The organism is Rhizobium sp. LjRoot30, from assembly GCF_964253915.1.
Lineage (GTDB): Bacteria > Pseudomonadota > Alphaproteobacteria > Rhizobiales > Rhizobiaceae > Metarhizobium.
On record NZ_CAXUSG020000008.1, the window covers coordinates 57,474 to 82,212 of the forward strand.

Here is a 24,739-nt window from a genome sequence, read left to right on the forward strand (position 1 = left end):
ATCGTGTCTGCGGCTTTGGCATAATCAGTTTGCCTTCCTACATAGGGTCGAACCTTCCGCGCGCCGCGCATCCATTCGACAGGGACCTTCCATGGCCGGCTTTTCCATTCTCGATCTTTCGCCCGTTTCCGAGGGCAGCAATCTCACGCAGGCGTTCGAAAGTTCGCGCCGCATGGCGAAGCGTGCGGAGGAATGCGGCTACAAGCGTTTCTGGCTCGCCGAACATCACGGCATGCCGGGCATCGCCAGCGCCGCCACCGCGCTGGTGATTGCCCATGTCGGCGCCGCGACCTCGACGATCCGCATCGGCTCCGGCGGCATCATGCTGCCGAACCATTCGCCGCTGGTGATCGCCGAGCAGTTCGGTACGCTGGCAGCACTTTATCCCGGCCGTATCGATCTCGGCCTCGGACGGGCGCCCGGTACGGACATGCGCACGGCGCAGGCGCTCCGCCGCAACCTCGATGCGGGCGCGAGCAGCTTTCCCAACGACATTCTCGAACTCAAGCAACTCATGGGGCCGATGGCGGAGAACCAGCCGCTCATCGCCATTCCCGGCGCCAATTCCAACGTGCCGATCTGGCTGCTCGGCTCCAGCATGTACAGCGCCCATCTCGCCGCCATGCTCGGTCTTCCCTACGCCTTTGCCTCGCATTTCGCCCCCGATCTGCTGATGGAGGCGATCACGCTCTACCGCGATCGTTTTACGCCGTCGGAAGAACTCGACCGGCCCTATGTCATGGCCGGGGTCATGGCGGCGGCGGCGGAGACGGACGAGGAGGCCGCCTATCATTTCACGTCGGCGCAGCAGCAGTTCGTCAACCTGCGCCGCAACGTTCGCGGTCAGTTCCCCCGTCCGCTGAAGAGCATGGACGGTTTCTGGTCGGAGATGGAGCAGATCAACGTCGAGCATACGCTGCGCTATGCCGTGGTCGGCTCCAAGGAGACGGCAGCGGCAAAGCTCGGCAACTTCATCCGCGAGACGCAGGCCGACGAAATCATCATCTCCATGCCGATCCACGATATCGAGGCGCGCCTGCGCTCGGTGGAAATCTTCGCCGACGTGCGTGAGACGCTGGCCGCCCAGGCCTGAAACGACCCTGAAACGACAAAGCCCGGCGTCACACTGTGACGCCGGGCTTTCGTGACGGATTGCCGGATGATCAGGCCGAAAGCTTGGCCAGGACCTCGTCGGAAACTTCGAAATTGGTGTAGACGTTCTGCACGTCGTCGTCGTCCTCGAGCGAATCGACGAGCTTCATCAGCGACTGGGCCTTTTCCTCGTCGACCGGAACGGTGTTCTGGGGCTTCCACACGGCCTTGACGGTCTCGGCTTCGCCGAGCGTCGCTTCCAGCGCCTTGGAGACTTCGCCGATATCCTCGAAACCGCAGGTGATGGTGTGGGCTTCCTCGTCGGTTTCCACATCCTCGGCGCCGGCCTCGATGGCGGCGTCCATGACCTTGTCGGCACCGCCGACGGACAGCTTGTAGGTGATTTCGCCGACGCGGTTGAAGGAGAAGGACACCGAGCCGGTTTCGCCGAGCGCGCCGCCGGCCTTGGTGAAGATCGAACGGACGTTGGAGGCGGTGCGGTTGCGGTTGTCCGTCAGGGCCTCGACGATAACGGCGACGCCGCCCGGGCCGTAACCCTCGTAACGAACTTCATCGTAGTTCTCGCCGTCGGCACCGGCTGCCTTCTTGATGGCGCGCTCGATGTTGTCCTTCGGCATCGATTGCGCCTTGGCGTTCTGGATCGCCAGGCGCAGACGGGCGTTCATCGACGGGTCGGGCAGACCCGCCTTGGCCGCAACGGTGATTTCGCGCGCAAGCTTGGAGAACATTTTCGACCGCACGGAATCCTGTTTTCCCTTGCGGTGCATGATGTTTTTAAACTGTGAATGGCCAGCCATGGCACCCCTGATCACGTCTTTGTTTGGATTTTCCGCCTTATAGGAGCGAAACAGCCCGCATTCAAGGGAAAACCGACCGTCCCCGGCGATGGCGCGCGTTGGAACAAATGCCGTGGCTCTCTCGTTTGGACTGCTCACCGAACAGGGAAAGGAAGACGCGATGGCAAGTTTCAAGGATGCGCGCGAGGCGCCGGCCAAGCAGCTCTGGGACGAGATCGACGGTGTGCATGCCGGCATGCTGGGCGTGGAAAACTCCGGCCTGCTGATGCAACCCATGGCGCCACAGACGGACCGAAAGACCAATACCATCTGGTTTTACACCAAGACCGACGCAGAATTGGTCAAGGCGATCAAGCCGGGTTCTCGCGCCAATTTCTGCCTTGTCGGCAAGGATCATGATTACCATGCCTCCATTGCCGGCCAGATCGAGGTGCGCAAGGATGCCGCCAAGATCGACGAGTTCTGGAATTCGGTCGTCGCCGCCTGGTATGAGGACGGCAAGAACGATCCGAGCCTCACCATGCTGGCCCTGCATATCGACGATGCGGAAGTCTGGGCCTCGACCGACAGCACCCTGAAATTCGGCTGGGAAATCGCCAAGGCGAACCTCAACGATCAGAAGACCCCCGACGTCGGCGTCAACGTGCACCTTCGCTTTGCCTGAAGTCGTCTCTCGTCTCGGGCCTTTATGCCCCGCCGCTCCTCCCCGGCGGGGCATTTTGCTGCTTAGAAATTCCTGGGTATATAGATGAGCGGCCGTTTTGGCAGGCTGCGCATCGAAACGGTGATCGTATCGCTCTCGGCGCGGGCGACGTCGAATTTTTCGTCGAACATGGCGAGGAACATGTCGAGCTGGCCCGGCCGGTGCATCGGCAGGATCAGCGAGGAATGCAGGCGCTTGACGATGCGGCTCATGCTGTCAGCGCCCATGGTCAGCCCGCCGTCGACCGGCACCATCAGGATATCCAGCCGGCCGATCTCGGCATAATGCGCATCCGTCAGTTCGTGATGCAGGTGACCCAGATGGCCGATGCACAGGCCGGCAACCTCGAAGATGAAGATGGAGTTGCCGTCATGCTCCATGCCGCCGCTGTCCCAGGAGCGGATGTCGGTGGTGACGTTGCGGACATAGGTGTCGCCGACGACGACATCGTGATCGGCCTTTTCGCCGGGAACGTCGCTCCAGCCGTGCAGCACGTATTGGATGCCGGGGTCGGGCGCCAGGGTGTAATGCGTCGAATGCGCCTTGTTCATCGTGACGACGTCCGGGAGCCTTGCAGGCCGGTACCAGCCGTTGAAATCGGTGGCGACCACGGTGCCTGCCGGTGTCTCGATGGAGAAGGTCGAATGGCCGAGATAGGTGATCTTCACGTCCTCGGCACTGACTTGTATCGGGATCAGGTCTGCCGGTGTGGCGCTTGCGAAAACAACGCCCGGCACATTCTGGGCGATCGCCTGGCATTGGCTGACGGGCGTATCCTGCGCCTGGGCGGCGCTCGCAAGCGCCACAAATCCCATGAGAGCAAAGGCAAGCGTCTTGGCCATTCATGCCACCTCTTGAACCGGTTTTGCCGGGGAAAAGATGCGGCAAGGCAAGGGGCGGGTCCAGCGGAAATGCCGTGGCCGCCCGTCACAATCATGTCATCGGGTAGATAATCGGAAGAGGCTTATCGCCAGAAATCCGGAATGGTTTCGGCCAGCCGCGGGCCGAGGCGCAGCGGCGCGATTTTTTCGGCCAGCCCGGTGCTGTCGGAAATCTCGACGCCGACGCCACAGATGGTGGCCGGGCCGGAAGCGGCTTCGAAACGGCCCTTCGGCATCTTAGAGATGAAGCGGTTGAGCGGCTCTTCCTTGTCCATGCCGAGCGAGCTGTCATAGTCGCCGCACATGCCAGCGTCGGACATGTAGGCGGTGCCGCCGTTGAGGATCTGCGCGTCGGCGGTCGGCACATGCGTGTGCGTTCCGACGACGAAGCTCGCGCGGCCATCAACGAAATGGCCAAAACACTGCTTTTCGCTGGTCGCCTCGGCGTGGAAGTCGAAGACGATGGCATCGGCCTGTTCCCTGAGCGGGCAGGCGGCCAGGATCGTTTCGGCCGACTTGAAGGGATCGTCGAGTTCCGGGTGCATGAAGACCCGGCCCATGATGTTGGCGACGAGGATGCGGGCGCCGTTGCGGCCGTAGAACAGGCCGGAGCCGCGTCCCGGCGTGCCGGCCGGATAGTTGGCGGGGCGCAGGAACTGGTCGTGGCGCGCCGCGAAGGTGATTGCGTCCTTCTGGTCCCAGACATGGTTGCCGGTGGTCACCACGTCGGCGCCGGCATTGATCGTTTCCAGGAATATATCCTCGGTGATGCCGAAACCGCCGGCGGCGTTCTCGCCGTTGACGATGACGAAATCGAGCTTCAGGTCGGAAACCAGACCGGGCAATTTGTCCCAGACCGCCGTCCGTCCGGTCTTGCCGACCATGTCGCCGAGGAAGAGTAGTCGCATTCTTTATCCGATCCGCCTGGTGAAATGCCGGAAGCCGCTTTCCGTGAGCATGGCATTCAAGCCCACGTCATGTGGCTCCGCCGGCACAGATGCCACTTCTTGGCAGTCGAATGCAATGCCGACGAGTTGCGGGTCCATGTCTTTTTTGTGAAGCCGATCGATGGCCCGGTCGTAGTAGCCGGCGCCGTAACCGATGCGGTGGCCTGTCCTGTCGAAGGCCGAAAGCGGCACCAACATGATGTCGGGATCGACCTCCGGCGCCTCCGGGCCGGGACCGGAGGTGCCGAAGCCGGTGCTGATCAGCGGCGCATCGACGAACAGTTCGCGGAAGACGATGGTCTGCTTGTCGACGATGACCGGCAGGCAAAGGCGGGCGCCGCGCTCGCGCAGGCGCGCCATCAGCGGCCTGAGGTCCGGCTCCGAGCGGATGGGGAAGAAGCCCGAGATCACCGCGCCGGGCGCAAACCGCAAGTTATCCTCGGCATGGGCCGCCATCGTCAGGCTCTTCTCGATGCGTTCGTGGGCGGGAATTGCATCGCGTTGCGTCAGACGCTCGGTGCGGATGGCGGCCTTCTGTTCCTTCGGTGTCATTGCGGCATTCTCCTTCGTCTTCGAAGGCGCGAGACTATCGCCCGCTGTCGTTTCTGCAAATGGTCGGATGCGACATCTCCGATGCCAGAAAGGAGAAGGGCCAAGAATTGCAAGGCAAATTATTGGTGAAGCGATTAGTTAAATTTCAATGGATTGTCCCTATTCCTGACAAACAGCAAATTGGCAATTGAATGGCGGCATAGGGGAAATGGCGCATTCGACATAGCTTTTGGGGGTTTAGGCGCATGAACGACACTCGCATCACCCGCCCGCTCTGGGCAAAGATCACCGCTTGCGGCTTTGCCGCCGTGCTGTTTTCCAGCGCTGCAATTGGCGGGTTGGCTTGGTACAGCGAGAAACAGATGAGCGAACATGCGCTCGAAACCGAGTTGGCCAACGATCTGGCCTTCTTCGAAACGGATATGGCAGCGCAGGGACGTTCGGCGGCCACCCTGGCGCTGGCGATCGCTGGTCAGCCGGAAACCGCCGACCTGATCGAAACCAAATCCCACGACGGCATTTTGCAGCGATTTGCAGCGATCTTTCCTGACATCAAGGGAGCGAGCAATCTCGGTCTCGTCACCTTCAGCCAGGCGGATGCCACGGTGGTCGCCCGTATCCACGAGCCGGATGTGTTCGGTGACAACGTCGCCGCGCGCCGCAAGACCATCGTCGCTGCCGTCAAAGACAACAAGCTGACGGCAGGCATCGAGCCGGGTCGTACGGCGGTCAGCATCTTCGCCTCCGCTCCGGTGGCCAAGGACGGCAAGGTGGTCGGCGTCGTCGATGTCGGCACCAAGCTGACGGAAGAGTATTTTTCACGGCTTTCGAAAGAAATCGACGCCAACATCGCTCTGCATCTGCAGCAGGACGGCAAGTTTGTGAAGCAGGCAACGACGTTCCCCGGCGACACCATGCTGTCGGAGGCTGATCTGGCTGCGGCTTTCGAAGATCAGAAATTTCACCACTACGGCGAACAGGGCGGCTTCACCTATACGGTGACGGCCGTTCCGCTCAAGGATTTCTCCGGCAAGAAGGTCGGCGTGATCGAGATCGCCTCCAACGTGACGCAGCTTGCCGCCCAGACGCAGGAAGCGTTGTGGCTGACGGTCATCGGCACGGCGGCGATGTCCATTCTTTCGCTGATCGGTTTCTTGTGGTTTGCGCGGTCCATCGCCGGTTCGATCCGTGGCGTCACCGACATCATGAGCCGGCTGGCCAACGGCGATCTGTCCGCCGAGGTGCGCGGCAAGGAGCGCCCGGACGAAATCGGCGCCATGGCGCGGGCCGTCCAGGTGTTCAAGGATGCGGCCGAAACCAACAAGCGGCTGGAGCGGGACGCCGAGGAGGCACGCGCCGCTCAGGAAGCGCAGCGTGGCCGCCAGACGGCACTCGACAATGCCAAGGCGGAAGATCTGCGCGCCTTCATCCATGCGGTTGAAGACGGCTTCAATTCGCTCTCCGATGGCGATCTGACGGTGCGTATGCGCACGTCGGTCGCGCCGGAATTCGAGCCGATCCGCGCCAAGTTCAACGGCAGCGTCGAAAAGCTGGAAGAGGCGATCGGCTCCGTCGTCGGTGCCGTGCGGGCGATCCGTGGCGGCCTCAACGAAATCTCCTCCGCGTCCGGCGACCTTGCCAAGCGCACCGAGCAGCAGGCGGCAAGCCTTGAAGAGACGGCCGCAGCCCTCAGCGAAGTGACGAGCGGCGTCAACGATACCGCCCTCAGCGCCGACCAGGCCCAGGCCGCGACCACCACGGCACAGCGCAATGCCGAACGCGGCGGCGAGATCGTCTCCAATGCCGTCTCGGCCATGGTCGAGATCGAACAGTCCTCCGACCAGATCGGCAAGATCACCGGTGTCATCAACGACATCGCCTTCCAGACCAACCTGCTGGCGCTGAATGCCGGCGTCGAGGCGGCCCGTGCCGGCGAGGCGGGCCGCGGCTTTGCCGTCGTCGCCCAGGAAGTTCGCGGCCTGGCGCAGCGGTCTGCCGAAGCCGCCAAGGAGATCAAGACGCTGATCGCCAACTCCACCTCGCAGGTCAAGCGCGGCGTGGAACTGGTGACCGCCTCCGGCACCTCGCTCGAGGAGATCGTCGCGCAGGTCGGCCAGATCAGCACTGTTGTCGCCGAGATCGCCCGCAATGCCCGCGAGCAGGCGGTGCGCCTGAAGGAAGTCTCCGGCGCTGCCGACCAGATGGACCAGGTGACGCAGCAGAATGCCGCCATGGTCGAGGAGACGACGGCTGCCGCCCGCAACCTGTCGCACGAGACGGAAGACCTCGCCGGCATGGTCGACCGCTTCAAGACGCAGCAGGGCAGGGGTTATGCACAGCCTGCCGCAGGCCAGTCCTATCGCCGCAACGCCGCCTGAGACACGACATGACCAAAAACCCGTCCGCGCTGACCGCGCGGGCGGGTTTTGTCGTTTGCAGAAACCGGTCTGGTCGCTCAGAGCCTGATGCGGCCGAGTGCGTTGAGGGCGAAGAACAGCGCGGCGATGTGCATCGAATTGGTGACGCTGCCGGCCATCACCTGTTGCAGCACAGTTTCCAGCGGCATGAGTTCCACAGCAATTTCTTCGCCGGGTTCCAGATGGGGCTCGGCCAGCTTTTCGGCATTGCGGAGCAGCGTGACATGCACATGGTTGGTCTGCAGTGCCGGGTTGGCGGCGAAGCGCCCCAGATATTCCGCTTCACTGGCGCCGTAGCCGGTTTCCTCCAATAGCTCCCGGCGCGCGGCTTCCGCTGCCGAAACATCCTCCGCATCGACACAGCCGCCCGGCAGTTCCAGGTCGATCATCGCCGTTCCATGGCGATACTGGCGGATCATCACCAACCTGTCGTCGGGCGTCAGCGCCACGGCGACGGCCCAGTCGGGATAGGCAAGCGTGTAATAGGGATCGAGGATCGCGCCGTTGCCGGTCACCACCCGTTCGGCGGTGAGATCCACCCACCGGTCCTTGTGGATGGTCCGGCGATTGTCAGCCTTCCAGGGCAGGATCATAGGGTCGGGCTCTGTTGGCGGCTGCCTGCACGAAGCGGCGGAAGAAGAAAAGTGCGATCCACGGCAACCGATGGAGGTTTACGATCCTGGGTGCCTACAAACGTAGGTGGGCGCCGTGTGACCAGGCCCACGAGCCCGGTCAGGGACAGCTCCCTATGGATCGAGTATGGCCCCAGGGATTGTGGTTCCTGTCGAGAGGCGCAGACCGCAGCGGCAATATAGGAAGAAAATCGCCGGTCCGCCAGAGGGCCTTCGATGTTAATTCAGCTCAGTGCCGGGGCGGCCGGTGAGCTTTGCGGTCAGGCCCTGGATGCGGGCCGTGACCTCCTCGATCGTCGCCGCCAGCAGCTCTTCGGTGCGCACAGACGAGGCCCGGTCGTCCTCGCGCGAGATAGAGAGGTTTTTCATCTCGGCTTCCAGTCTGGCCAGCCGCCGCGAGACGTCGGACAGTTCGTCCATGACCATGATGCCGGCCATCACCGTCAGGCGAAGATCGCCGATTTCGCCGAACTGGCTCTTGAGGTGCCCGACATAACGGTCGAAACGGTCGGCGAGATCGGTCAGGTGGCCTTCCTGGCCTTCCTCGCAGGCCATCCGGTAGGCCTTGCCGTCGATCATCACGGTGACTTGCGCCATGCTTACATCTGCCTTTCGTGCCGCGATCTGCCGGCCGTTACCGGTCGAGAACCGCCCGGATGGTTTCCATCGCCGTGACCAGGCGGCGCGACACTTCGCGGTTGACTTCTTCCAGCCGGTTGGCGCGGAATTCCGACTGGTCGAGTTCCTGCGCCAGCCGCGAACGGTCGGCGTGGACACGCCGAACCTCGCCGTCGACTTCGCTCTGGTCACGCTCGCGTTCAAACCGCACGTCGATGGCATTTTCAAGATTGCCGAGCGCCGCCTTCAGGCCCATCACTGCCATCTCTACTGTCTTGCCTGCTGCCATATCCGTCTTCTTGGCTCCTGGAAACCTGTCCGAATCGCTCGATCGGCCCTGTTTTCGTAGGCCGAACACTATTCTTGCCGGCAAGCGCCCGTCAATCGTTGCGCCGGGCGGTAAATTGTGGATGAGGCCGAATTGCGAATGTTCCGTCGCTTGCGACCTTTTGTTCATTGCCGTGGTCAAATGTTAAAAAATCCGGCAACTGGCGCTTCAAGCGGCGCCGGATTTGTTGACTTGGCTCCTCTTCCTGCTATGGATCACGACGCTTCTGGATGTTCGTTTTGCGGACATCTCCCGACACCCGGAACCAGCGGAAAAGCCATGATCTCTCGCGACAAACATAACCGGATGGCGAATGCAATCCGTTTCCTTTCCATGGATGCAGTTGAAAAGGCCAATTCCGGTCATCCCGGCTTGCCGATGGGTGCAGCCGACGTGGCGACGGTTCTTTTCAGCCGCTACCTCAAGTTCGATCCGAAGAGCCCGCTCTGGCCCGACCGCGACCGTTTCGTGCTGTCCGCCGGCCACGGTTCGATGCTGATCTATTCTCTGCTTTACCTCACCGGCTACGAGGACATGGGCATCGAGGATCTCAAGCAGTTCCGCCAGCTCGGCTCCAAGACCGCCGGCCACCCGGAATACGGCCATGCCTCCGGCATCGAGACCACCACCGGCCCGCTCGGCCAGGGCATTGCCAATGCCGTCGGCATGGCGATTGCCGAACGCAAGCTGGAGGAGGAGTTCGGCTCCGACCTGCAGAGCCACTTTACCTATGTTCTGTGCGGTGACGGCTGCCTGATGGAAGGCATCAGCCACGAGGCGATCGCGCTTGCCGGCCACCTCAAGCTCAACAAGCTGATCCTGTTCTGGGACGACAACAACATCACCATCGACGGCGCCGTCAGCCTGTCCGACTCGACCGACCAGATCGCCCGCTTCAAGGCGGTCCACTGGAACACGATCTCGATCGACGGCCACGATCCGGAAGCGATTGCCGCTGCTATCGAGCAGGCGCAGAAATCCGACCGCCCGACCTTTATCGCGTGCAAGACCACCATCGGTTTTGGCGCGCCGAACAAGGCCGGCACGCACAAGGTGCACGGTTCGCCGCTCGGCGCCGAAGAAATTGCCGCCACCCGCAAGGCGCTGAACTGGGAAGCCGAAGCCTTCGTCATCCCCGATGACGTTCTGTCCGACTGGCGTGCTGCCGGCGAGCGCTCCAAGGATGCGCACAAGGCCTGGGAAGGCCGTCTGGCTGCAACCGAAGCCGGCAAGAAGGCAGAATTCACCCGCCGTTTCGCCGGTGACCTGCCGGGCAACTTCGACGCTGCCATCGACGCCTACAAGAAGAAGCTGGCCGACGCGCCGCCGACGGTGGCAACCCGCAAGGCTTCGGAAGACGCGCTGGAAGTCATCAACGGCATCCTGCCGGAAACGCTCGGCGGCTCCGCCGACCTGACGCCGTCGAACAACACCAAGACCAGCCAGATGAAGTCGATCACCCCGACCGATTTCTCCGGCCGCTATATGCACTGGGGCATCCGCGAGCACGGCATGGCTGCCGCCATGAACGGCATCGCGCTGCACGGCGGTCTGATCCCTTACGGCGGCGGCTTCATGATCTTCTCGGACTATTGCCGTCCGTCGATCCGCCTCGCAGCCCTGATGGGCATCCGCGTCATCCATGTGCTGACGCATGATTCCATCGGCGTCGGCGAAGACGGTCCGACGCACCAGCCGGTCGAGCATATGTCGGCGCTGCGCGCCATCCCGAACCTCCTGCTGTTCCGTCCGGCCGATGCCGTCGAAACGGCGGAATGCTGGCAGCTGGCGCTCGAAGAAAAGCATCGTCCGTCCGCTTTGGCGCTGACCCGCCAGAACCTGACGCCGGCGCGCAAGACCTACGAGGCGAAGAACCTCTCCGCCACCGGCGCCTACGAACTCGTCTCGGCCGACAATGCCAAGGTTTCGATCTTCGCATCCGGTTCGGAAGTCGAGCTGGCGTTGAAGGCGGCGGAAACGCTGGCGCAGAAGGGTGTCGCCACCCGCGTCGTTTCCGTTCCGTGCTTCGAGCTGTTCTACGACCAGCCGGAAGATTACCAGGCGAAGATCATCGGCAAGGCGCCGGTGAAGATCGCCGTCGAGGCGGCCATTCGCCAGAGCTGGGATCACATCATCGGTTCGGACGGTGCCTTTATCGGCATGCATTCCTTCGGTGCTTCCGGTCCGGCCAAGGATCTGTACAAGCATTTCAACATCACGGCGGAAGCGATCGTCGCCGCTGCCGAAGCCAAGCTCGCATAAAGAGAAGGGGGCGTATCCCAGGCGCCCCTCCATCCCAGCACACACGCTTTTTAGGGAGACTAGAATGACTGTGAAAGTTGCCATCAACGGCTTCGGCCGCATCGGCCGCAACGTTCTGCGCGCCATCGTCGAATCCGGCCGCACCGATATCGAGGTCGTTGCCATCAACGACCTCGGCCCGGTCGAGACCAATGCCCACCTGCTGCGTTACGATTCCATCCACGGCAAGTTCCCGGCCGACGTGAAGGTCGACGGCGACACGATCACCGTCGGCGGCGGCAAGCCGATCAAGGTGACGGCGATCAAGGACCCGGCGACCCTGCCGCACGGCGAACTCGGCGTCGATATCGCTCTTGAGTGCACGGGCATCTTCACCGCCCGCGACAAGGCTGCGGCCCACCTGACGGCTGGCGCCAAGCGCGTCATCGTTTCGGCTCCGGCCGATGGCGCCGACCTGACGGTCGTCTTCGGCGTCAACCACGACCAGCTGAGCAAGGACCACCTGGTCATCTCCAACGCCTCGTGCACCACCAACTGCCTGGTTCCGGTGGTCAAGGTGCTGAACGACGCCATCGGCATCGATCATGGTTTCATGACCACGATCCACTCCTACACCGGCGACCAGCCGACGCTCGACACCATGCACAAGGACCTGTATCGCGCCCGCGCTGCCGCGCTGTCGATGATCCCGACCTCAACCGGTGCCGCCAAGGCCGTCGGCCTCGTGCTGCCGGAACTGAAGGGCAAGCTCGACGGTACCTCGATCCGCGTGCCGACCCCGAACGTCTCCGTCGTCGACTTCAAGTTCGTCGCCAAGCGCGACACGACGGTTGCCGAAGTCAACGCCGCCATCAAGGCTGCCGCCGACGGTCCGCTCAAGGGCATCCTCGGCTACACCGACGAGCCGCTGGTTTCCCGCGACTTCAACCACGACAGCCATTCGTCGATCTTCGCCAACGACCAGACCAAGGTCCTCGAAGGCAAGTTCGTCCGCATCCTGTCCTGGTACGACAACGAGTGGGGCTTCTCCAACCGCATGGCCGACACGGCTGTTGCATTCGCCAAGCTCGTCTAAGCGAAAAACGATCCGGGCGCCGCACAACCGGCGCCCGCAGACAACAAAGGCGGCATCGTTTCCGGTGCCGCCTTTCTTTTTTTGCTTATAAGAGGGGTGTCAGCTGGCGCGGCGATATCGCTCCTGCGCTGCCGGTTGCGCCTGCCTGCCGCCATCCGCGAGAACGAACCGGCCGAGGCGCTGGTCCATCTCGCCTGCTTCCGCCGCCAGACGACGAATGGCGGAGGTGGTGTCCTGCACCATGGAGGCGTTCTGCTGCGTCACGGTGTCGAGTTCGGAGACGGCGCCGCCGATCGCCTGCAGGGTTGCCGCCTGCTCGCGGGTGGACGACATGATCTCGTGGATGCGGCCGTTGATCGCCTCGACACGCTCGCCAATGCCGGTCAGCGCCTGTCCGGCCCGCTCCACCAGCGAGACACCGCTTTCCACTTCGACAGTCGATTTCTGCAGCAGATCGGAGATTTCTTTGGCGGCGCTCGAGGAGCGTTGTGCCAGTTCGCGAACTTCCTGGGCGACGACGGCAAAACCCTTGCCGGATTCGCCGGCACGGGCGGCCTCGACGCCGGCGTTCAGCGCCAAGAGGTTGGTCTGGAAGGCGATTTCGTCGATGACGTCGATGATCTGGTTGATCTGCCGCGACGAGTTTTGGATTGCCTCCATCGCCGAGATGGTTTCCTGCATCACCTGGCCGGACTCTTCGGTGTTGCGTTTGGCTTCGGCGGCGATCTTTTCGGCCTGTTCGCCGCGGGAAATCTGCACCCGCACGGCCTGGGTGATCGCGCCGATGGCAGCGACCGTTTCGGTGATCGACGACGCCTGGCGGTCGGTGCGTTCCGCAAGCCGGTCGGCGCCGCCACGCATCTGTTCCGATCCCTGGCGGACGGCGAGTGAATTGCCGCCGATCGACGACAAGGTTTCGCAGAGCGTTGCCATCGCCTGATTGAAGTTGACGCGCAGGCCTTCCAGTTCCGGCGGGAACTGGCGGTTGATCTGGAAGGCGAGGTTGCCGTCGGCAAGATTGTGTAAGCCTTCGTCCAGGGCTTCGACGACGACCTGCAAGAGCTGCGCCTCGGCATCGCGATCGGCCGCACGCTGCAGCCGTTCCATTTCGGACTGCTTGCGGGATTCGACGTTGGCCGTTTCCATGTCGCGTTGCTCGATCAGCGAGTGGCGGAAATGTTCCAGCGCCCGGGCCAGCGTGCCGATCTCGTCCTTGCGCTCCTGGTTGCCGACAGCGATATCGACCTTGCCCTCCGCCACGGAACGGGTCAGCCCGGCAAGCTTCGAAAGCGGTGCGAACAGCTTGCCGGAAAGAAGGCCGGTGATCAGCGACAGGGCAACCAGCACGGCAAGCCCACTGACGACAAGCACGCCGGCGATCTCCAGTGAACCTTCGTTCAATTCGCTGCGCAGGATGCTTTCGACGACGAGCAGTTTTTCGCCGTTGTAGTCGATCTTGCGCGCATAGCTGCGGGCTTCGCCATCGGCGCGGACGAAATCTGCGACGGTCATGACGTCGCTGGCAAAGGCATCCGGCGCGAAGGTGAAGGGTCCTGCATCGATCTCGACCAGCTTTCCGGCCGCATCCAGTCCGACCACCCGCCCGTCTGCGCTGATGACTTGCGCCTGTTCGGAACTTTCCGACGTCAGGCCCTTGGCGAGAATGCCGGCGATGATATCGTCGCGAACCTGGAAGAGCACGATGCCTTTCGGTGCGCCCATCTTGATGACCGGGACGGCGAAGAAGATCGCCGGGGTTCCACCATCGACCCTGAGGCCGGAAAAGCTCGAGGGTGCAGCGTCTTCCGTTGCCTGCGCGATGTTGTCCTTGCCGGTCTTGAAGGCGATGCCGATGCCGCGCTCTGCCCATGCGCCGCCGGCGATGTTCTGGGCAAAGGCATCGGTCTTCTTGTAGGAATAGATCACATTGCCGTCGAGATCGGCGATCAGCAGGTCGCTGAAGGCGGAATTCTTGAGGAAACCGGCCACTTCGGTCTGTGTCTTTTCATGGCTGGAATAATAGAAGCCGCTCGGCCCTTCCGGCTTGATCAGCTTTTCGCGCTGGTCGGCAGGATTTGGGTTGCCGGTGACGAAGACGCCGGTCAGTTCGGCGCCGGCATTGCCGGAATTCTTCTCGATCGTTTTCCAGCCGCTGCGCAGCGAGGTGATCGACATCTGCAACGCTTCGATCTTGGCGATGGAAACGGCCTGGCTTTCCAGCTGCGCCAGCTGGTTCTTCAGCATGTCGCCGCGGAACACCAGGATGCTTTCCATCGATTTCAGCGCCTGGCGCTGGAAGATGCCGCTGCTGCTGACATAGGCCAGCACATTCAGCACGCCGACCGAAACGATCGTCAGAAGAAGGAAGATGGCGGTTACCTTGAAGGACAAGGAGTGGAGTCGTTGCTGCATGTATTCGATCCGCACATGGGCTCCACCGGCAGGGCTGCCGCGGGCGGGGGTCGGGCCGGCCGACACGGGTTTCAATCTCCGCCATGTTCGGGCCGCATGCTTAATTCAGGGTAAACAAGAGAATGTCGAAGCGGCAATGTTTTTGCTTTGTTCACCTTTGTCTGGCACATAAAGCGCAAGACGGTTAGGGTAGGTCATGCAGAACATCACGCGAATCATCGGTATCGACCCCGGATTGCGCCGCACCGGTTGGGGAATCATCGAGTCCTTGGGCAATTCCTTGAAGTTCGTCGCCTCGGGCACGGTGACGTCTGACGGCGACATGGACCTCGCCTCCCGGCTTTGCCAGCTGCATGACGGGCTGGCCGAAGTGGTGCACAGCTACAAGCCGGACGAAGCTGCCGTGGAACAGACCTTCGTCAACAAGGATGCCGTGGCGACGCTGAAGCTCGGCCAGGCCCGCGGCGTGGTGATGCTGGTGCCGGCACGCGCCGGCCTGCCGGTTGCCGAATACGCGCCGAACGCGGTGAAAAAGGCGGTGATCGGCGTCGGTCACGGCGAGAAGCAGCAGATCCACATGATGTTGAAGATCCTGATGCCGAAAGCCACGTTCAAGGGTAATGACGCCGCCGATGCATTGGCCATCGCCATCTGCCATGCCCATAACCGCGGCGGCGCAAAGCTTCGGATGGCGGCGGCAGGATAGGTTTGTTCTTGACTTGTTCTCAAAGTAAGGATAATTCTTACTGAATTGGAGAACGATGATGCGGGTAACGTCCAAAGGCCAGGTCACCATTCCGCGCGACTTGCGCGAGCTTGTCGGCATCGAACCGAACAGCGAAGTCGTGTTTTCCATCGACGGGGGGCGGCTCGTCGTTACGCCGAAGAATAGCATGCGGGACATCGAAGACCGTACCCGGCTGGATCGCCTTGCACACGCGCTCGATCGGCTGGAGGGATCGGGAGATCAGTCCGTCGACGCGGATGGTTTGATGTCGATCACCCGCGATCGATAACGCCATGGCTGTGCTGGTTGATACAAATGTGTTGGTGGATGTTGCCGTTCGCGATCCGGCGTGGCTGCAATGGTCGCGTTCGCGGCTTCTCGCCGCTGCCCGAGGCGGCCCGATCCTGATCAATCCCGTTATTTATGCGGAATTCTCGTATCGTTACGACAACATCGACGAAGTGGATATGTTGCTGCCCATCCACGAGTTTCGCCGCGAAGCCATTCCCTGGGTGGCGTCTTTCGCTGCCGGCCTTGCTTTTCGGAAATATCGGCAGGCAGGCGGTGCACGCGATCGCATCCTTCCGGACTTCCTGATCGGCGCCCATGCGGCGATCCGCGGTTATACCATCCTCACCCGGGATCCAAAGGGTTACCGTTCCTACTTCCCGACGGTTGACCTCATTTCCCCCGAAACCCATCCCTGAAGGCATTCTCATCATGATCGGCAAACTCAAGGGCGTGATAGACGAGATCGGCGACGACCACGTTCTCGTCGATGTGCACGGTGTCTGTTACGTCGCCCATTGCTCGTCGCGGACGCTGTCGCGGATCGGTTCGGTGGGCGAGGCGGTGGTGCTGTTCATCGAAACCTATGTGCGCGAAGACCAGTTCAAGCTTTTCGGCTTCATGTCGGCTCTGGAGCGGGAATGGTTCAACCTGCTGCAGAGCGTCCAGGGCGTCGGTGCGAAGGTGGCGCTTGCCGTTTTGTCGACCTTGACGCCGTCCGAGCTTGCCAATGCCATCGCGCTTCAGGACAAGGTCGCGGTATCGCGGGCGCCGGGTGTCGGACCGAAGGTGGCGATGCGCATCGTCACGGAGTTGAAGAACAAGGCGCCCGCCTTCGCCGGTGACATGGGCGCCAATATCGGCCTCAAGCAGGAGCTTGGAGAGGGTGTGGCGCCGGCCCCGGTCGCCGATGCCGTTTCGGCGCTGACCAACCTCGGCTATTCCCGCGACCAGGCGGCGAATGCGGTTGCCGCGGCGCTCAAGAACGCCGGCGAGGGAGCGGACAGTGCCAAGCTGATCCGGCTGGGTCTGAGGGAACTGGCGCAGTGATTGTCAAAGCAAATGTTTCTTACTAATTTATCAGGGTAAGAAAACCGATGGACGGTAAGAAATGGGCGCTCTGACGACATTGACCTCGAAAGGCCAGCTTACAATTCCGAAGGACGTTCGGGACGCGCTACAGCTGACTCCTGGGATGCGTTTTTATGTGACTATCCGCAACGGGCAGGTCGTGGCCGTTCCGAAGAACAAGAATCTTGCCGAGCTGGCTGGTGCACTCGGTAAAGCGCCGAGTGGGGAATCCCTGACCGTCGAAGAGATGGCAGAGGCGGTCAAGGAAATTGCGGCGGCAGGCCGTGCGACGACGTCGCGCGACCCGGCGGAGCCGTCGCCGTGATCGGTATCGACACGAACGTGCTCGTCCGATTTCTTGTCGACGACGATGTTGTTCAAAATGCTGCGGCGCGGCGCCTCTTGTCGGAGAGGACTGCGGAAGATCCCGCCTATGTCAGCGCGGTTGCACTTGTGGAAACGGTCTGGATACTCCATAGCCGCCTGAAATTCCCGATGCTGCAGATTACAGCGATCCTGCGGGATCTTCTCGCCGCCGATGGGCTGATTGTCGAGCATACGGAAGAGCTGGACGCGCTTCTCAGCGAAACGGAACCAAATGCGGATTTGGCGGACTACCTTATCTGTTGGTCAGGCATGAAAATGGGCTGCCGTGCGACGAAAACCTTCGACAGGTCTGCTGCCAAGGCAATACCCGGAATGGAACTTTTGACATGAATGACCCCGCCCGATTGATCTCGCCGGAAAAGCGCGGTGAAGACCTCGATACGACGCTGCGTCCGCAAACGCTCGACGAATTCACCGGCCAGGCGGAGGCACGTGCCAACCTGAAGATCTTCATCGAGGCGGCGAAGAACCGCGGCGAGGCGTTGGATCACGTGCTGTTCGTCGGTCCGCCGGGTCTCGGCAAGACGACGCTGGCGCAGATCATGGCCAAGGAACTCGGTGTCAATTTTCGCTCGACCTCGGGGCCGGTGATTGCCAAGGCGGGTGACCTCGCAGCGTTGCTCACCAATCTCGAGGAACGCGACGTCCTGTTCATCGACGAAATTCACCGCCTCAACCCGGCGGTCGAAGAAATCCTCTATCCGGCGATGGAGGATTTCCAGCTCGACCTGATCATCGGCGAAGGGCCTGCGGCGCGCTCGGTCAAGATCGACCTGTCGAAGTTCACGCTGGTGGCGGCGACGACCCGTCTCGGCCTGCTGACGACGCCGTTGCGCGACCGTTTCGGTATCCCGGTGCGGCTGAATTTTTATACCGTCGAGGAGTTGGAATTGATCGTTCGCCGTGGCGCGCGGCTGATGGGCCTCGGCATGACGGACGACGGCGCGCGCGAAATCGCTCGCCGGGCGCGGGGAACGCCGCGCATCGCCGGTCGGCTGTTGCGCCGGGTGCGCGATTTTGCCGAGGTGGCGCGGGCCGAAGCCGTGACGCGCGAGATCGCCGACGAGGCGCTGACGCGGCTGCTGGTCGACAATATGGGGCTCGACCAGCTCGACAAGCGCTACCTCAACATGATCGCCGTGAATTTCGGCGGCGGCCCGGTGGGCATCGAGACGATTGCCGCCGGCCTTTCCGAGCCACGCGATGCGATCGAAGATATCATCGAGCCCTACATGATCCAGCAGGGCTTCATCCAGCGCACGCCGCGCGGCCGGGTTCTGACGGCAACGGCCTGGAAACATCTCGGCATGCAGCCACCGAAGGATCTCGAAGCGGCGCAGTTCCGGCTGTTCAGCCAGGACGATGACTGAGCGGGCCATGGCCGATAGAACGATGATCAGGCTTGCCGCCGGACCGCGCCGGTTCAATTTCCGCGTTGCCGGTCTCGGCTTTCGCAACGGTCACGTCCTGGTGCATCGGGCGACGCACGAAACGTTCTGGACCTTTCCCGGCGGGCGTGCGGAGATCGGCGAGACGTCCGAGGAGACGCTCCGGCGCGAGATGGCCGAGGAACTCGCCGTCGAGGTAACCGTCGAGCGGCTCCTGTGGGTTGCCGAGAATTTCTTCGATTTCGAGGGCAGCGAGTGGCATGAACTCGGTCTTTATTACCTGATGGATATTCCGCCTGCCTTTCCCTTCCAGCCGGATGTCATCGTGCATCGCGTCCGGGACGGCGGCAGTGAACTGGAGTTCAAGTGGGTCGAGGCGACGCGGCCCTCGCTGGAACGGCTCGGTATCCTGCCGGTTTTCCTTGCTGAGGAGATAGGCAGCCTGCCGCAGACCTTATGCCATCGCATCGTGCGCGAGGGCAATCCGTAACCTGTTCGCGAACAGGGAACCCCCCGTCGGCACCGTGCATTATCCGCGTGACGACGAGAGGTGACGATGGAAACGTTTCGCAAGGGTGCGGTGGTCGCCTGGACCTGGGGACAGGGAACCGGGCGCGGCAAGATCAAGCAGAAGTTTACGGAAGACGTCGAGCGGACGATCAAGGGAACGGTGGTCAAGCGGAAGGCGGATGCCGAAGAGCCGGCCTATCTTGTCGAGCAGGAAGATGGGGACCTGGTGTTGAAGAGTCATTCGGAATTGCGCGGCGCTGCATCCCGGTAGGTGCACGCTGCTGCGACGCCGGCAGGGCGCCCGGGGGTTTAAGTGCGCCGAGCAAAGGAGCATCCGAGATGAATGACGGTTACGATCCCGTTCGCGTGTTTCGCAAGTTGGCGCGCAACAACGCGCTGGCCAATGCGCGCCTGCATCGGGTGCTGCAGCTGCTTTCGCCGGAAGAGTTCGTGGCGCCGCGTACCGGTTTCTTTCCGTCGCTCAGGAAGACACTCAACCATATCCTGACGGTCGACTGGTTTTATGTCGATGCGCTGGAGGGCGGCACGCTCGGTTTCGCTGCTTTCGACGTCGAGGAGCCATGCGATACGTTGGCCGATCTCGTCAGAGAACAAGACAAGGTTGATGGCCGCCTTGTGCGGCTGGTGGACAGCATGAATGCGGACAGGCTAACCGCCATCGTGCAGATCCATCGCGGCCCGCGCGTGCAGAGGGACAGGGCCGACGATGTGTTGAGCCATCTTTTCCAGCACCAGACGCACCACCGCGGCCAAGCGCATGCGATGTTGTCCGGCACCAGTGTCGCGCCGCCGCAGCTGGATGAGTTTATCGTCGGCGACGATGCCCGGTTCCGTGGCGAGGACATGGCGGCCGTCGGCTGGAGCGAGGCAGAGTTGATGCGATAGGTTGGGTCGCTTCGTTCGGACCGCAGCCGGTTTTTTCCACGTTCTGGCAGACGCTGCGTTCAGGCTGACATTCTCCGTGCCAGTGTCCGCAGTGTTTCCGTCAGCAGCGCACGTCCGCCACCGTGCCAGCCGAGGGCGCGGATTTTGGCCGTTGTCATCTCGTTGATCGTCGTGCGGTCGGCAGGTTCGGGAAGAGGATGGGGACAATCAAGCTCATCCTTGACCACGGACAGGATGTCGCGGGTATCCGTCACCATGTCGGAGACATTGAAGGACTGGCCGTCGATCCTGCCGGCTTCGGTCTCCAGCATCAGCCGCACGGCAAAAGCGGCATCGCGACCGTGAACCTCCGTACCGGCGCGCGCCGCCACCGGCCGGCCGGCACGATAGTCGGCGATGAGCGCATCCCATTTTCCGGGCTGCAGGTCGCCGTAGACGCCGGTCAGCCGCAGGCTTGCCGTGGTAAATCCGGGGGAGGAAAGGGTGGCAAGCGCCCGCTCCGCCTGCAACTTGGCGCTGCCGTAGAGGCTTTCCGGCGCGGCCTCCATCTCCTCTGACAGCATGATGCCGGATGGAGATGTGCCATAGACGGCACGGCTGGAGAGAAAGATGCAGCGGCGCGTGCCCGCCCGTTTGGCCGTCTCGAAAAGCCGAATGGAGCCTTCTAGGTTACGGCGCAGGAAAGCCGCGGGGTCATCGCCTTCGCCGCCGCGATATTTGCCGGGAACATGGTCGAAGGCGGCATGGACGAACAGATAGGCCTGATCGAAGGCCTCGGCCTGATCCAGCCCGGCATCAAGGAATAAGGGAATGTAGTCCACGTGCCGGGAGAACAGATCGGGAGACGGCGGTCTGCGCCCGCCGATGGTGACGACATAACCGGCACGCAACAGCTCTTCGACGATGTAGCGGCCGACAAGCCCGGTTCCGCCCGAAACAAGCACCCTCATGCGCTGCTGTCCGCTGGTGCGCGCCTGGCCATGCCCTCCGCCGAACCGTCATGGAATGCCTGCCACAATTCGATCAGCGGCCGCAGCCTGTCTGCCTTCGGATGGTCCGGCTCCCAGGGTTTTTCATATTGATAATGGAGAATGTGGATGCTGTCCCAATCCCACAGGCCGGGCAAGGCGAACCACACATATTGCAGCATGTTCATGAACACCGGCAGGCCATGCCAGTCGGGAAAATAGCTTTCGAGGAAACTCTGGTCCGTCCGTCGCCAGAAGGCGCCCGGGCGGTCGAGGGCCACCAGCATCGACTGGAACGTCGCCAGCGACGGTTTGGCCACGAAGACGCCGGAGTTCAGGCGGTGAAAATCGGCGAGGCTTTCGTAAACGTTCGGAGCCGCGGAAAATTCCGGATAGGCGAAAAGCCTGTCGACGTTTTTCAAAACGATGGCATCGGCATCGATGAAGGTGCAGGTTTCGTATTCGATCAGCTGCCAGAGCCGGAGTTTGCAGAAATTGTCGAGCGGCGAATGGAAAATCGGCTTGCGGCCTTTGGTGAAGGGGGCGGCGGCATGCAGCCTGTCACGCTCGTGGCGTTCGTTGAAGGCATCGGACAAAGGCAGACGTTCGACCTCGATCATGCGGCAGCCCAGCGCCGCCAGCCGGGCAAGGTCGCTCGCCTCAACCCCGGCAAGATGAAGGACGACGATATCTGCGTGTGCCTGGCTGTGCAGAAGCGATCGCGCCAGGGCGACGGCGCCCATGGCATAGTCGGCATTGGTCACCAGCGTCACATAAGCGTGGCGATGCTCCGGTGGAGAGGCGGGGCGGAGACCCGGCAACACGTAGCTTTCCTTCATCACGAAACGGACTTCAGCCGCTTGCCTTCCGGATCATGGTTGAGGGTGGCGGCTATGTCCTTCGTCCAGGCGGAAACAGCCGGCACGCGGCTGCGGTCGACACGGTAGGCGAATTTTTTGGCGACATCGACGATCTCGTCGAGAAGCCCCGCCTTCAGCGTCGTCGGGTTGAGGCCGAGGCCGAGGAACTTGTCGTTCTTGACGATCAGCTCGTTCTCCGGTGCCTCCTTGCGTGGGTTCGGCAGCCAGACGATCTCGGAGCCGGTCATCCCCGATATCATCGTCGCCAGGTCACGCACGCGGTGTGTCTCGGTCATTTGGTTGAAGATCTCGACGCGGGAGTGGCGTGCCGGCGGGTTTTTCAGCGCGATCTCGATGCAGCGCACTGAATCCTGGATATGGATGAAGGCGCGGGTCTGGCCGCCGGTGCCGTGCACGGTCAACGGATAGCCGATCGCCGCCTGGATGAGGAAACGGTTGAGCACCGTGCCGTAGTCGCCGTCATAATCGAAACGGTTGACGAGCTGCGGGTGCCGGCGCGTCTGTTCGGTATGGGTGCCCCAGACGATGCCCTGGTGCAGGTCGGTGATGCGCATGCCGTCGTTCTTGGCGTAGAACTGGAAGAGCAACTGATCCAGGCATTTGGTCATGTGGTAGATCGAGCCGGGATTGGCGGGATAGAGGATGTCCTGGCGCACCGTCTCGCCGTCGTTGGTCTCGATGCCAACAGGCAGGTAACCTTCGGGGATCGCCGCGCCGACGCTCGAATAACCGTAGACGCCCATCGTGCCGAGATGCACGAGATGGGCGTCGAGGTTGAGCTCCACCATGGCGTTGAGGAGGTTGTGGGTGGCGTTGAGGTTGTTGTTGACGGTGTAGTTCTTGTGGCGGTCGCTTTTCATCGAATAGGGCGCGGCGCGCTGTTCGGCAAAATGGATGACGGCATCAGGGCGATTTTCGCGCAGCCAGGTCTTCAGGAGTTCGTAGTCGCGGGCAAGGTCGATCAGGTGGAAATGGATGCGGCGGCCGGTCTCGGCATGCCAGATGCGGGTCCGCTCCTGGATCGAATCCATCGGCGTCAGCGATTGCACGCCGAGTTCGGTGTCGATCCAGCGGCGCGACAGATTGTCGAGGATATGGATCTCGTGACCGGCGTCGGAGAGATGCAGCGAGGTCGGCCAGCCGATGAACCCGTCTCCACCCATTACAGCTATCTTCATGGACCGTCTCCTGATGGCTTGTCCCTGAGAAGATGAGATAGGCCGCGAATATGACAAGACTGCAGTGCTTGCCAATCTGCGGAGGCTGCTCCACAGAGAGGTTGAAATTCGACAAGGACGACGACCATGACCGACATTCCCTCCTTCCTCGCCGGCGAACTGACGGAAAACGGCCACCGGCTGGTGCAGCGCGTCTATTACGAGGACACGGATTTTTCCGGTCTCGTCTATCATGCCCGCTACCTGCATTTCCTGGAGCGCGGCCGTACCGATTACCTGCGGTGCCTCGGCGTCGAGCAGAGCCGGCTGGTGACGGTGGATGAAGAAGGGCTGGTTTTTGTCGTCCACCGCATGGAAATCGACTTCAAGAGCCCGGCCCGCATGGACGATGTGGTGACGGTCCTGACGCGGACGGAAAAGGCCGGTGGCGCGAAAATGATCCTGGTGCAGGAAATCCGCCGCGGCGAAACGCTGCTGATCGCGGCAAGGGTCATCATCGCCGTCATCAACGCAAAAGGGCGGCCGCGGCGTTTGCCGGAAGGCTTGGCCGCGCAGTTTAACGGCGCTCCGGCGCAAGGCTGAAAAGCGTTTTTCGCATGGCCGCATGGCTATTGAGCACTTGCAAAATAAACTAAACCGTGAAAGTAAAGTTTTCGTGGTGCAAGACAAAGCTCTGACAGGAGCGCCGCTCGCAACCCTTTACGCCCTTCGCCCACGCCCGCTGTAAGTCCGTCTCGCCAGAGGCGGGCGGCTAAGAGACTAACACTCTTTTAACCATAATGGTGTCTTACTGGAATTCAAAGGACGTTGTGCGCTGCACGCCTTCCTTTAACCAAATTTGACAGCAAGAAGGCAGGCTGGAACGTTTCGCTTGACAGGGTGTCCAGCGGTGGCCGCCGGGGCTTTCTTGCAGGATTACTTTGGAACCGCCCGGTCACGCACCGGGCGTTTGGATTCGGGGATTGTACATCTATGGAACAGGTTGCATTGGAAGCCGCGACGCACGACGTCAGCCTCTGGGCACTCTTCATGCAGGCAGGTCTTATCGTCAAGCTGGTCATGATCGGCCTGATCGGCGCATCGGTTTGGACCTGGGCGATCGTTATCGACAAATACATCAGCTTTGGGCGTGCGCGGCGCCAATTCGACCAGTTCGAACAGGTTTTCTGGTCCGGCCAGTCGCTTGAAGAACTGTATCGCACGCTTTCGGAACGCCAGAACACCGGCCTCGGCGCGATCTTCGTGTCGGCGATGCGCGAATGGAAGAAGAGCTTCGAGCGCGGCGCCCGTTCGCCGATCGGCCTGCAGATGCGTATCGACCGCGCCATGGACGTGACGCTGGCGCGTGAAGCCGAACATCTGACGGCGCGGCTTTCGTCGCTTGCCACCATCGGCTCTGCCGGTCCGTTCGTCGGTCTGTTCGGTACGGTTATCGGCATCATGACCTCGTTCCAGGCTATTGCCGGTTCCAAGTCGACCAACCTCGCGGTTGTCGCACCCGGTATTGCCGAAGCGCTTCTTGCCACCGCAATCGGCCTGGTTGCCGCTATCCCGGCGGTTATCGCCTACAACAAGTTCTCCGGCGACGCCGGCAAGCTGTCGGCGCGCATGGAAGGTTTCGCGGACGAGTTTTCTGCCATTCTTTCGCGCCAGATCGATGAGAAGTTGCAGCCTCGCGCGGCAGCACAGTGATCGGCC

28 protein-coding genes and 1 other RNA gene are annotated in these 24,739 nt (G+C 62.0%); 17 read left to right on the forward strand and 12 right to left on the reverse strand.

What is annotated here, in order from left to right; translation table 11 throughout:
* The first annotated feature begins 91 nt into the window (after positions 1-91).
* On the forward strand, positions 92-1,093 hold the full coding sequence (locus ACSQ3I_RS16910; RefSeq protein ID WP_436000810.1) for an LLM class flavin-dependent oxidoreductase: 1,002 nt from the start codon (positions 92-94) through the stop codon (positions 1,091-1,093).
* Between the two features lie 70 nt (positions 1,094-1,163).
* Here the strand turns inward: ACSQ3I_RS16910 and ACSQ3I_RS16915 are convergent, their stop codons facing one another.
* Positions 1,164-1,910 carry a YebC/PmpR family DNA-binding transcriptional regulator gene (locus tag ACSQ3I_RS16915; RefSeq protein WP_436000811.1) on the reverse strand — a complete coding sequence of 249 codons (747 nt, stop codon included), beginning with the start codon at positions 1,908-1,910 and terminating at the stop codon, positions 1,164-1,166.
* 160 nt (positions 1,911-2,070) lie between these two features.
* Between ACSQ3I_RS16915 and ACSQ3I_RS16920 the strand changes: the two genes are divergently transcribed.
* Positions 2,071-2,574 carry a pyridoxamine 5'-phosphate oxidase family protein gene (locus ACSQ3I_RS16920; RefSeq protein ID WP_436000813.1) on the forward strand — a complete coding sequence of 168 codons (504 nt, stop codon included), beginning with the start codon at positions 2,071-2,073 and terminating at the stop codon, positions 2,572-2,574.
* Between the two features lie 62 nt (positions 2,575-2,636).
* Here ACSQ3I_RS16920 and ACSQ3I_RS16925 read toward each other — a convergent pair whose 3' ends face one another.
* The 3 genes from ACSQ3I_RS16925 to ACSQ3I_RS16935 form a co-directional block, all read right to left on the reverse strand.
* Positions 2,637-3,455: an MBL fold metallo-hydrolase gene (locus ACSQ3I_RS16925; RefSeq protein ID WP_436000815.1), complete on the reverse strand. Its 819-nt coding sequence runs from the start codon at positions 3,453-3,455 to the stop codon at positions 2,637-2,639.
* Positions 3,456-3,577: 122 nt separating this feature from the next.
* Positions 3,578-4,402: a TIGR00282 family metallophosphoesterase gene (locus ACSQ3I_RS16930; protein ID WP_436000817.1), complete on the reverse strand. Its 825-nt coding sequence runs from the start codon at positions 4,400-4,402 to the stop codon at positions 3,578-3,580.
* A gap of 3 nt (positions 4,403-4,405) precedes the next feature.
* Entirely contained in the window at positions 4,406-4,993 is a 588-nt protein-coding gene (locus ACSQ3I_RS16935) for a 5-formyltetrahydrofolate cyclo-ligase (RefSeq protein WP_436000819.1), read from the reverse strand.
* A 245-nt stretch (positions 4,994-5,238) separates the two neighbouring features.
* Between ACSQ3I_RS16935 and ACSQ3I_RS16940 the strand changes: the two genes are divergently transcribed.
* The gene (locus ACSQ3I_RS16940) at positions 5,239-7,371 is read left to right on the forward strand and encodes a methyl-accepting chemotaxis protein (RefSeq protein WP_436000820.1); all 2,133 of its coding nucleotides are present in this window, start codon (positions 5,239-5,241) and stop codon (positions 7,369-7,371) included.
* Between the two features lie 77 nt (positions 7,372-7,448).
* Here the strand turns inward: ACSQ3I_RS16940 and ACSQ3I_RS16945 are convergent, their stop codons facing one another.
* From ACSQ3I_RS16945 to ACSQ3I_RS16960, 4 genes are all read right to left on the reverse strand, one after another.
* Positions 7,449-8,003: an NUDIX hydrolase gene (locus ACSQ3I_RS16945; RefSeq protein WP_436000822.1), complete on the reverse strand. Its 555-nt coding sequence runs from the start codon at positions 8,001-8,003 to the stop codon at positions 7,449-7,451.
* A gap of 51 nt (positions 8,004-8,054) precedes the next feature.
* A non-coding RNA gene (gene ssrS / locus ACSQ3I_RS16950) (6S RNA) lies at positions 8,055-8,213 on the reverse strand.
* A gap of 48 nt (positions 8,214-8,261) precedes the next feature.
* Positions 8,262-8,639: a cell division protein ZapA gene (locus tag ACSQ3I_RS16955; protein ID WP_436000824.1), complete on the reverse strand. Its 378-nt coding sequence runs from the start codon at positions 8,637-8,639 to the stop codon at positions 8,262-8,264.
* A 37-nt stretch (positions 8,640-8,676) separates the two neighbouring features.
* Positions 8,677-8,949, reverse strand: a complete 273-nt coding sequence (locus tag ACSQ3I_RS16960; RefSeq protein ID WP_436000826.1) for a DUF4164 domain-containing protein — start codon at positions 8,947-8,949, stop codon at positions 8,677-8,679.
* Between the two features lie 318 nt (positions 8,950-9,267).
* Here ACSQ3I_RS16960 and tkt point away from each other — a divergent pair, with 318 nt between their 5' ends.
* Together tkt and gap are read left to right on the forward strand one after the other, a co-directional pair.
* A complete protein-coding gene (gene tkt, locus ACSQ3I_RS16965) occupies positions 9,268-11,250 on the forward strand; it encodes a transketolase (RefSeq protein WP_436000828.1) in 1,983 nt (660 codons plus the stop codon).
* A 64-nt stretch (positions 11,251-11,314) separates the two neighbouring features.
* Positions 11,315-12,325 carry a type I glyceraldehyde-3-phosphate dehydrogenase gene (gap, locus tag ACSQ3I_RS16970; protein ID WP_436000830.1) on the forward strand — a complete coding sequence of 337 codons (1,011 nt, stop codon included), beginning with the start codon at positions 11,315-11,317 and terminating at the stop codon, positions 12,323-12,325.
* Between the two features lie 99 nt (positions 12,326-12,424).
* Here gap and ACSQ3I_RS16975 read toward each other — a convergent pair whose 3' ends face one another.
* Positions 12,425-14,737, reverse strand: coding sequence for a methyl-accepting chemotaxis protein (locus tag ACSQ3I_RS16975; protein ID WP_436000832.1), 2,313 nt, complete (start codon positions 14,735-14,737; stop codon positions 12,425-12,427).
* 196 nt (positions 14,738-14,933) lie between these two features.
* Here ACSQ3I_RS16975 and ruvC point away from each other — a divergent pair, with 196 nt between their 5' ends.
* From ruvC to ACSQ3I_RS17025, 10 genes are all read left to right on the forward strand, one after another.
* Positions 14,934-15,443: a crossover junction endodeoxyribonuclease RuvC gene (gene ruvC / locus ACSQ3I_RS16980; RefSeq protein ID WP_436000833.1), complete on the forward strand. Its 510-nt coding sequence runs from the start codon at positions 14,934-14,936 to the stop codon at positions 15,441-15,443.
* Between the two features lie 58 nt (positions 15,444-15,501).
* Positions 15,502-15,753 carry an AbrB/MazE/SpoVT family DNA-binding domain-containing protein gene (locus ACSQ3I_RS16985; RefSeq protein ID WP_436001174.1) on the forward strand — a complete coding sequence of 84 codons (252 nt, stop codon included), beginning with the start codon at positions 15,502-15,504 and terminating at the stop codon, positions 15,751-15,753.
* A gap of 4 nt (positions 15,754-15,757) precedes the next feature.
* The gene (locus ACSQ3I_RS16990; protein ID WP_436000835.1) at positions 15,758-16,171 is read left to right on the forward strand and encodes a type II toxin-antitoxin system VapC family toxin; all 414 of its coding nucleotides are present in this window, start codon (positions 15,758-15,760) and stop codon (positions 16,169-16,171) included.
* Between the two features lie 13 nt (positions 16,172-16,184).
* A complete protein-coding gene (gene ruvA / locus ACSQ3I_RS16995) occupies positions 16,185-16,802 on the forward strand; it encodes a Holliday junction branch migration protein RuvA (RefSeq protein ID WP_436000837.1) in 618 nt (205 codons plus the stop codon).
* A 61-nt stretch (positions 16,803-16,863) separates the two neighbouring features.
* Positions 16,864-17,148, forward strand: a complete 285-nt coding sequence (locus tag ACSQ3I_RS17000; protein WP_436000840.1) for an AbrB/MazE/SpoVT family DNA-binding domain-containing protein — start codon at positions 16,864-16,866, stop codon at positions 17,146-17,148.
* Complete coding sequence (locus ACSQ3I_RS17005; protein WP_436000842.1) at positions 17,145-17,540, forward strand: PIN domain-containing protein; 396 nt, start codon at positions 17,145-17,147, stop codon at positions 17,538-17,540. The genes ACSQ3I_RS17000 and ACSQ3I_RS17005 overlap by 4 nt, the downstream gene beginning before the upstream one ends.
* On the forward strand, positions 17,537-18,580 hold the full coding sequence (gene ruvB / locus ACSQ3I_RS17010) for a Holliday junction branch migration DNA helicase RuvB (RefSeq protein ID WP_436000844.1): 1,044 nt from the start codon (positions 17,537-17,539) through the stop codon (positions 18,578-18,580). Before ACSQ3I_RS17005 ends, ruvB begins: the two co-directional genes overlap by 4 nt.
* Positions 18,581-18,587: 7 nt before the next feature.
* The gene (locus ACSQ3I_RS17015; RefSeq protein WP_436000845.1) at positions 18,588-19,088 is read left to right on the forward strand and encodes an NUDIX hydrolase; all 501 of its coding nucleotides are present in this window, start codon (positions 18,588-18,590) and stop codon (positions 19,086-19,088) included.
* A 66-nt stretch (positions 19,089-19,154) separates the two neighbouring features.
* On the forward strand, positions 19,155-19,379 hold the full coding sequence (locus ACSQ3I_RS17020; RefSeq protein ID WP_436000847.1) for a DUF2945 domain-containing protein: 225 nt from the start codon (positions 19,155-19,157) through the stop codon (positions 19,377-19,379).
* Between the two features lie 68 nt (positions 19,380-19,447).
* Complete coding sequence (locus tag ACSQ3I_RS17025; RefSeq protein ID WP_436000849.1) at positions 19,448-20,014, forward strand: DinB family protein; 567 nt, start codon at positions 19,448-19,450, stop codon at positions 20,012-20,014.
* Between the two features lie 59 nt (positions 20,015-20,073).
* Here the strand turns inward: ACSQ3I_RS17025 and ACSQ3I_RS17030 are convergent, their stop codons facing one another.
* From ACSQ3I_RS17030 to ACSQ3I_RS17040, 3 genes are read right to left on the reverse strand one after another with little or no spacing between them, the layout of a single operon-like run.
* The gene (locus ACSQ3I_RS17030; protein WP_436000850.1) at positions 20,074-20,964 is read right to left on the reverse strand and encodes an NAD-dependent epimerase/dehydratase family protein; all 891 of its coding nucleotides are present in this window, start codon (positions 20,962-20,964) and stop codon (positions 20,074-20,076) included.
* The gene (locus ACSQ3I_RS17035) at positions 20,961-21,806 is read right to left on the reverse strand and encodes a glycosyltransferase (RefSeq protein ID WP_436000852.1); all 846 of its coding nucleotides are present in this window, start codon (positions 21,804-21,806) and stop codon (positions 20,961-20,963) included. The genes ACSQ3I_RS17030 and ACSQ3I_RS17035 overlap by 4 nt, the downstream gene beginning before the upstream one ends.
* 14 nt (positions 21,807-21,820) lie before the next feature.
* On the reverse strand, positions 21,821-23,041 hold the full coding sequence (locus tag ACSQ3I_RS17040) for an NAD-dependent epimerase/dehydratase family protein (RefSeq protein ID WP_436000854.1): 1,221 nt from the start codon (positions 23,039-23,041) through the stop codon (positions 21,821-21,823).
* A gap of 126 nt (positions 23,042-23,167) precedes the next feature.
* Here ACSQ3I_RS17040 and ybgC point away from each other — a divergent pair, with 126 nt between their 5' ends.
* Positions 23,168-23,623 (forward strand): tol-pal system-associated acyl-CoA thioesterase, encoded by a 456-nt coding sequence (ybgC, locus tag ACSQ3I_RS17045; RefSeq protein ID WP_436000856.1) that lies wholly within the window; start codon positions 23,168-23,170, stop codon positions 23,621-23,623.
* Between the two features lie 390 nt (positions 23,624-24,013).
* On the forward strand, positions 24,014-24,733 hold the full coding sequence (gene tolQ / locus ACSQ3I_RS17050) for a protein TolQ (protein ID WP_436000858.1): 720 nt from the start codon (positions 24,014-24,016) through the stop codon (positions 24,731-24,733).
* Positions 24,734-24,739: the final 6 nt, after the last annotated feature.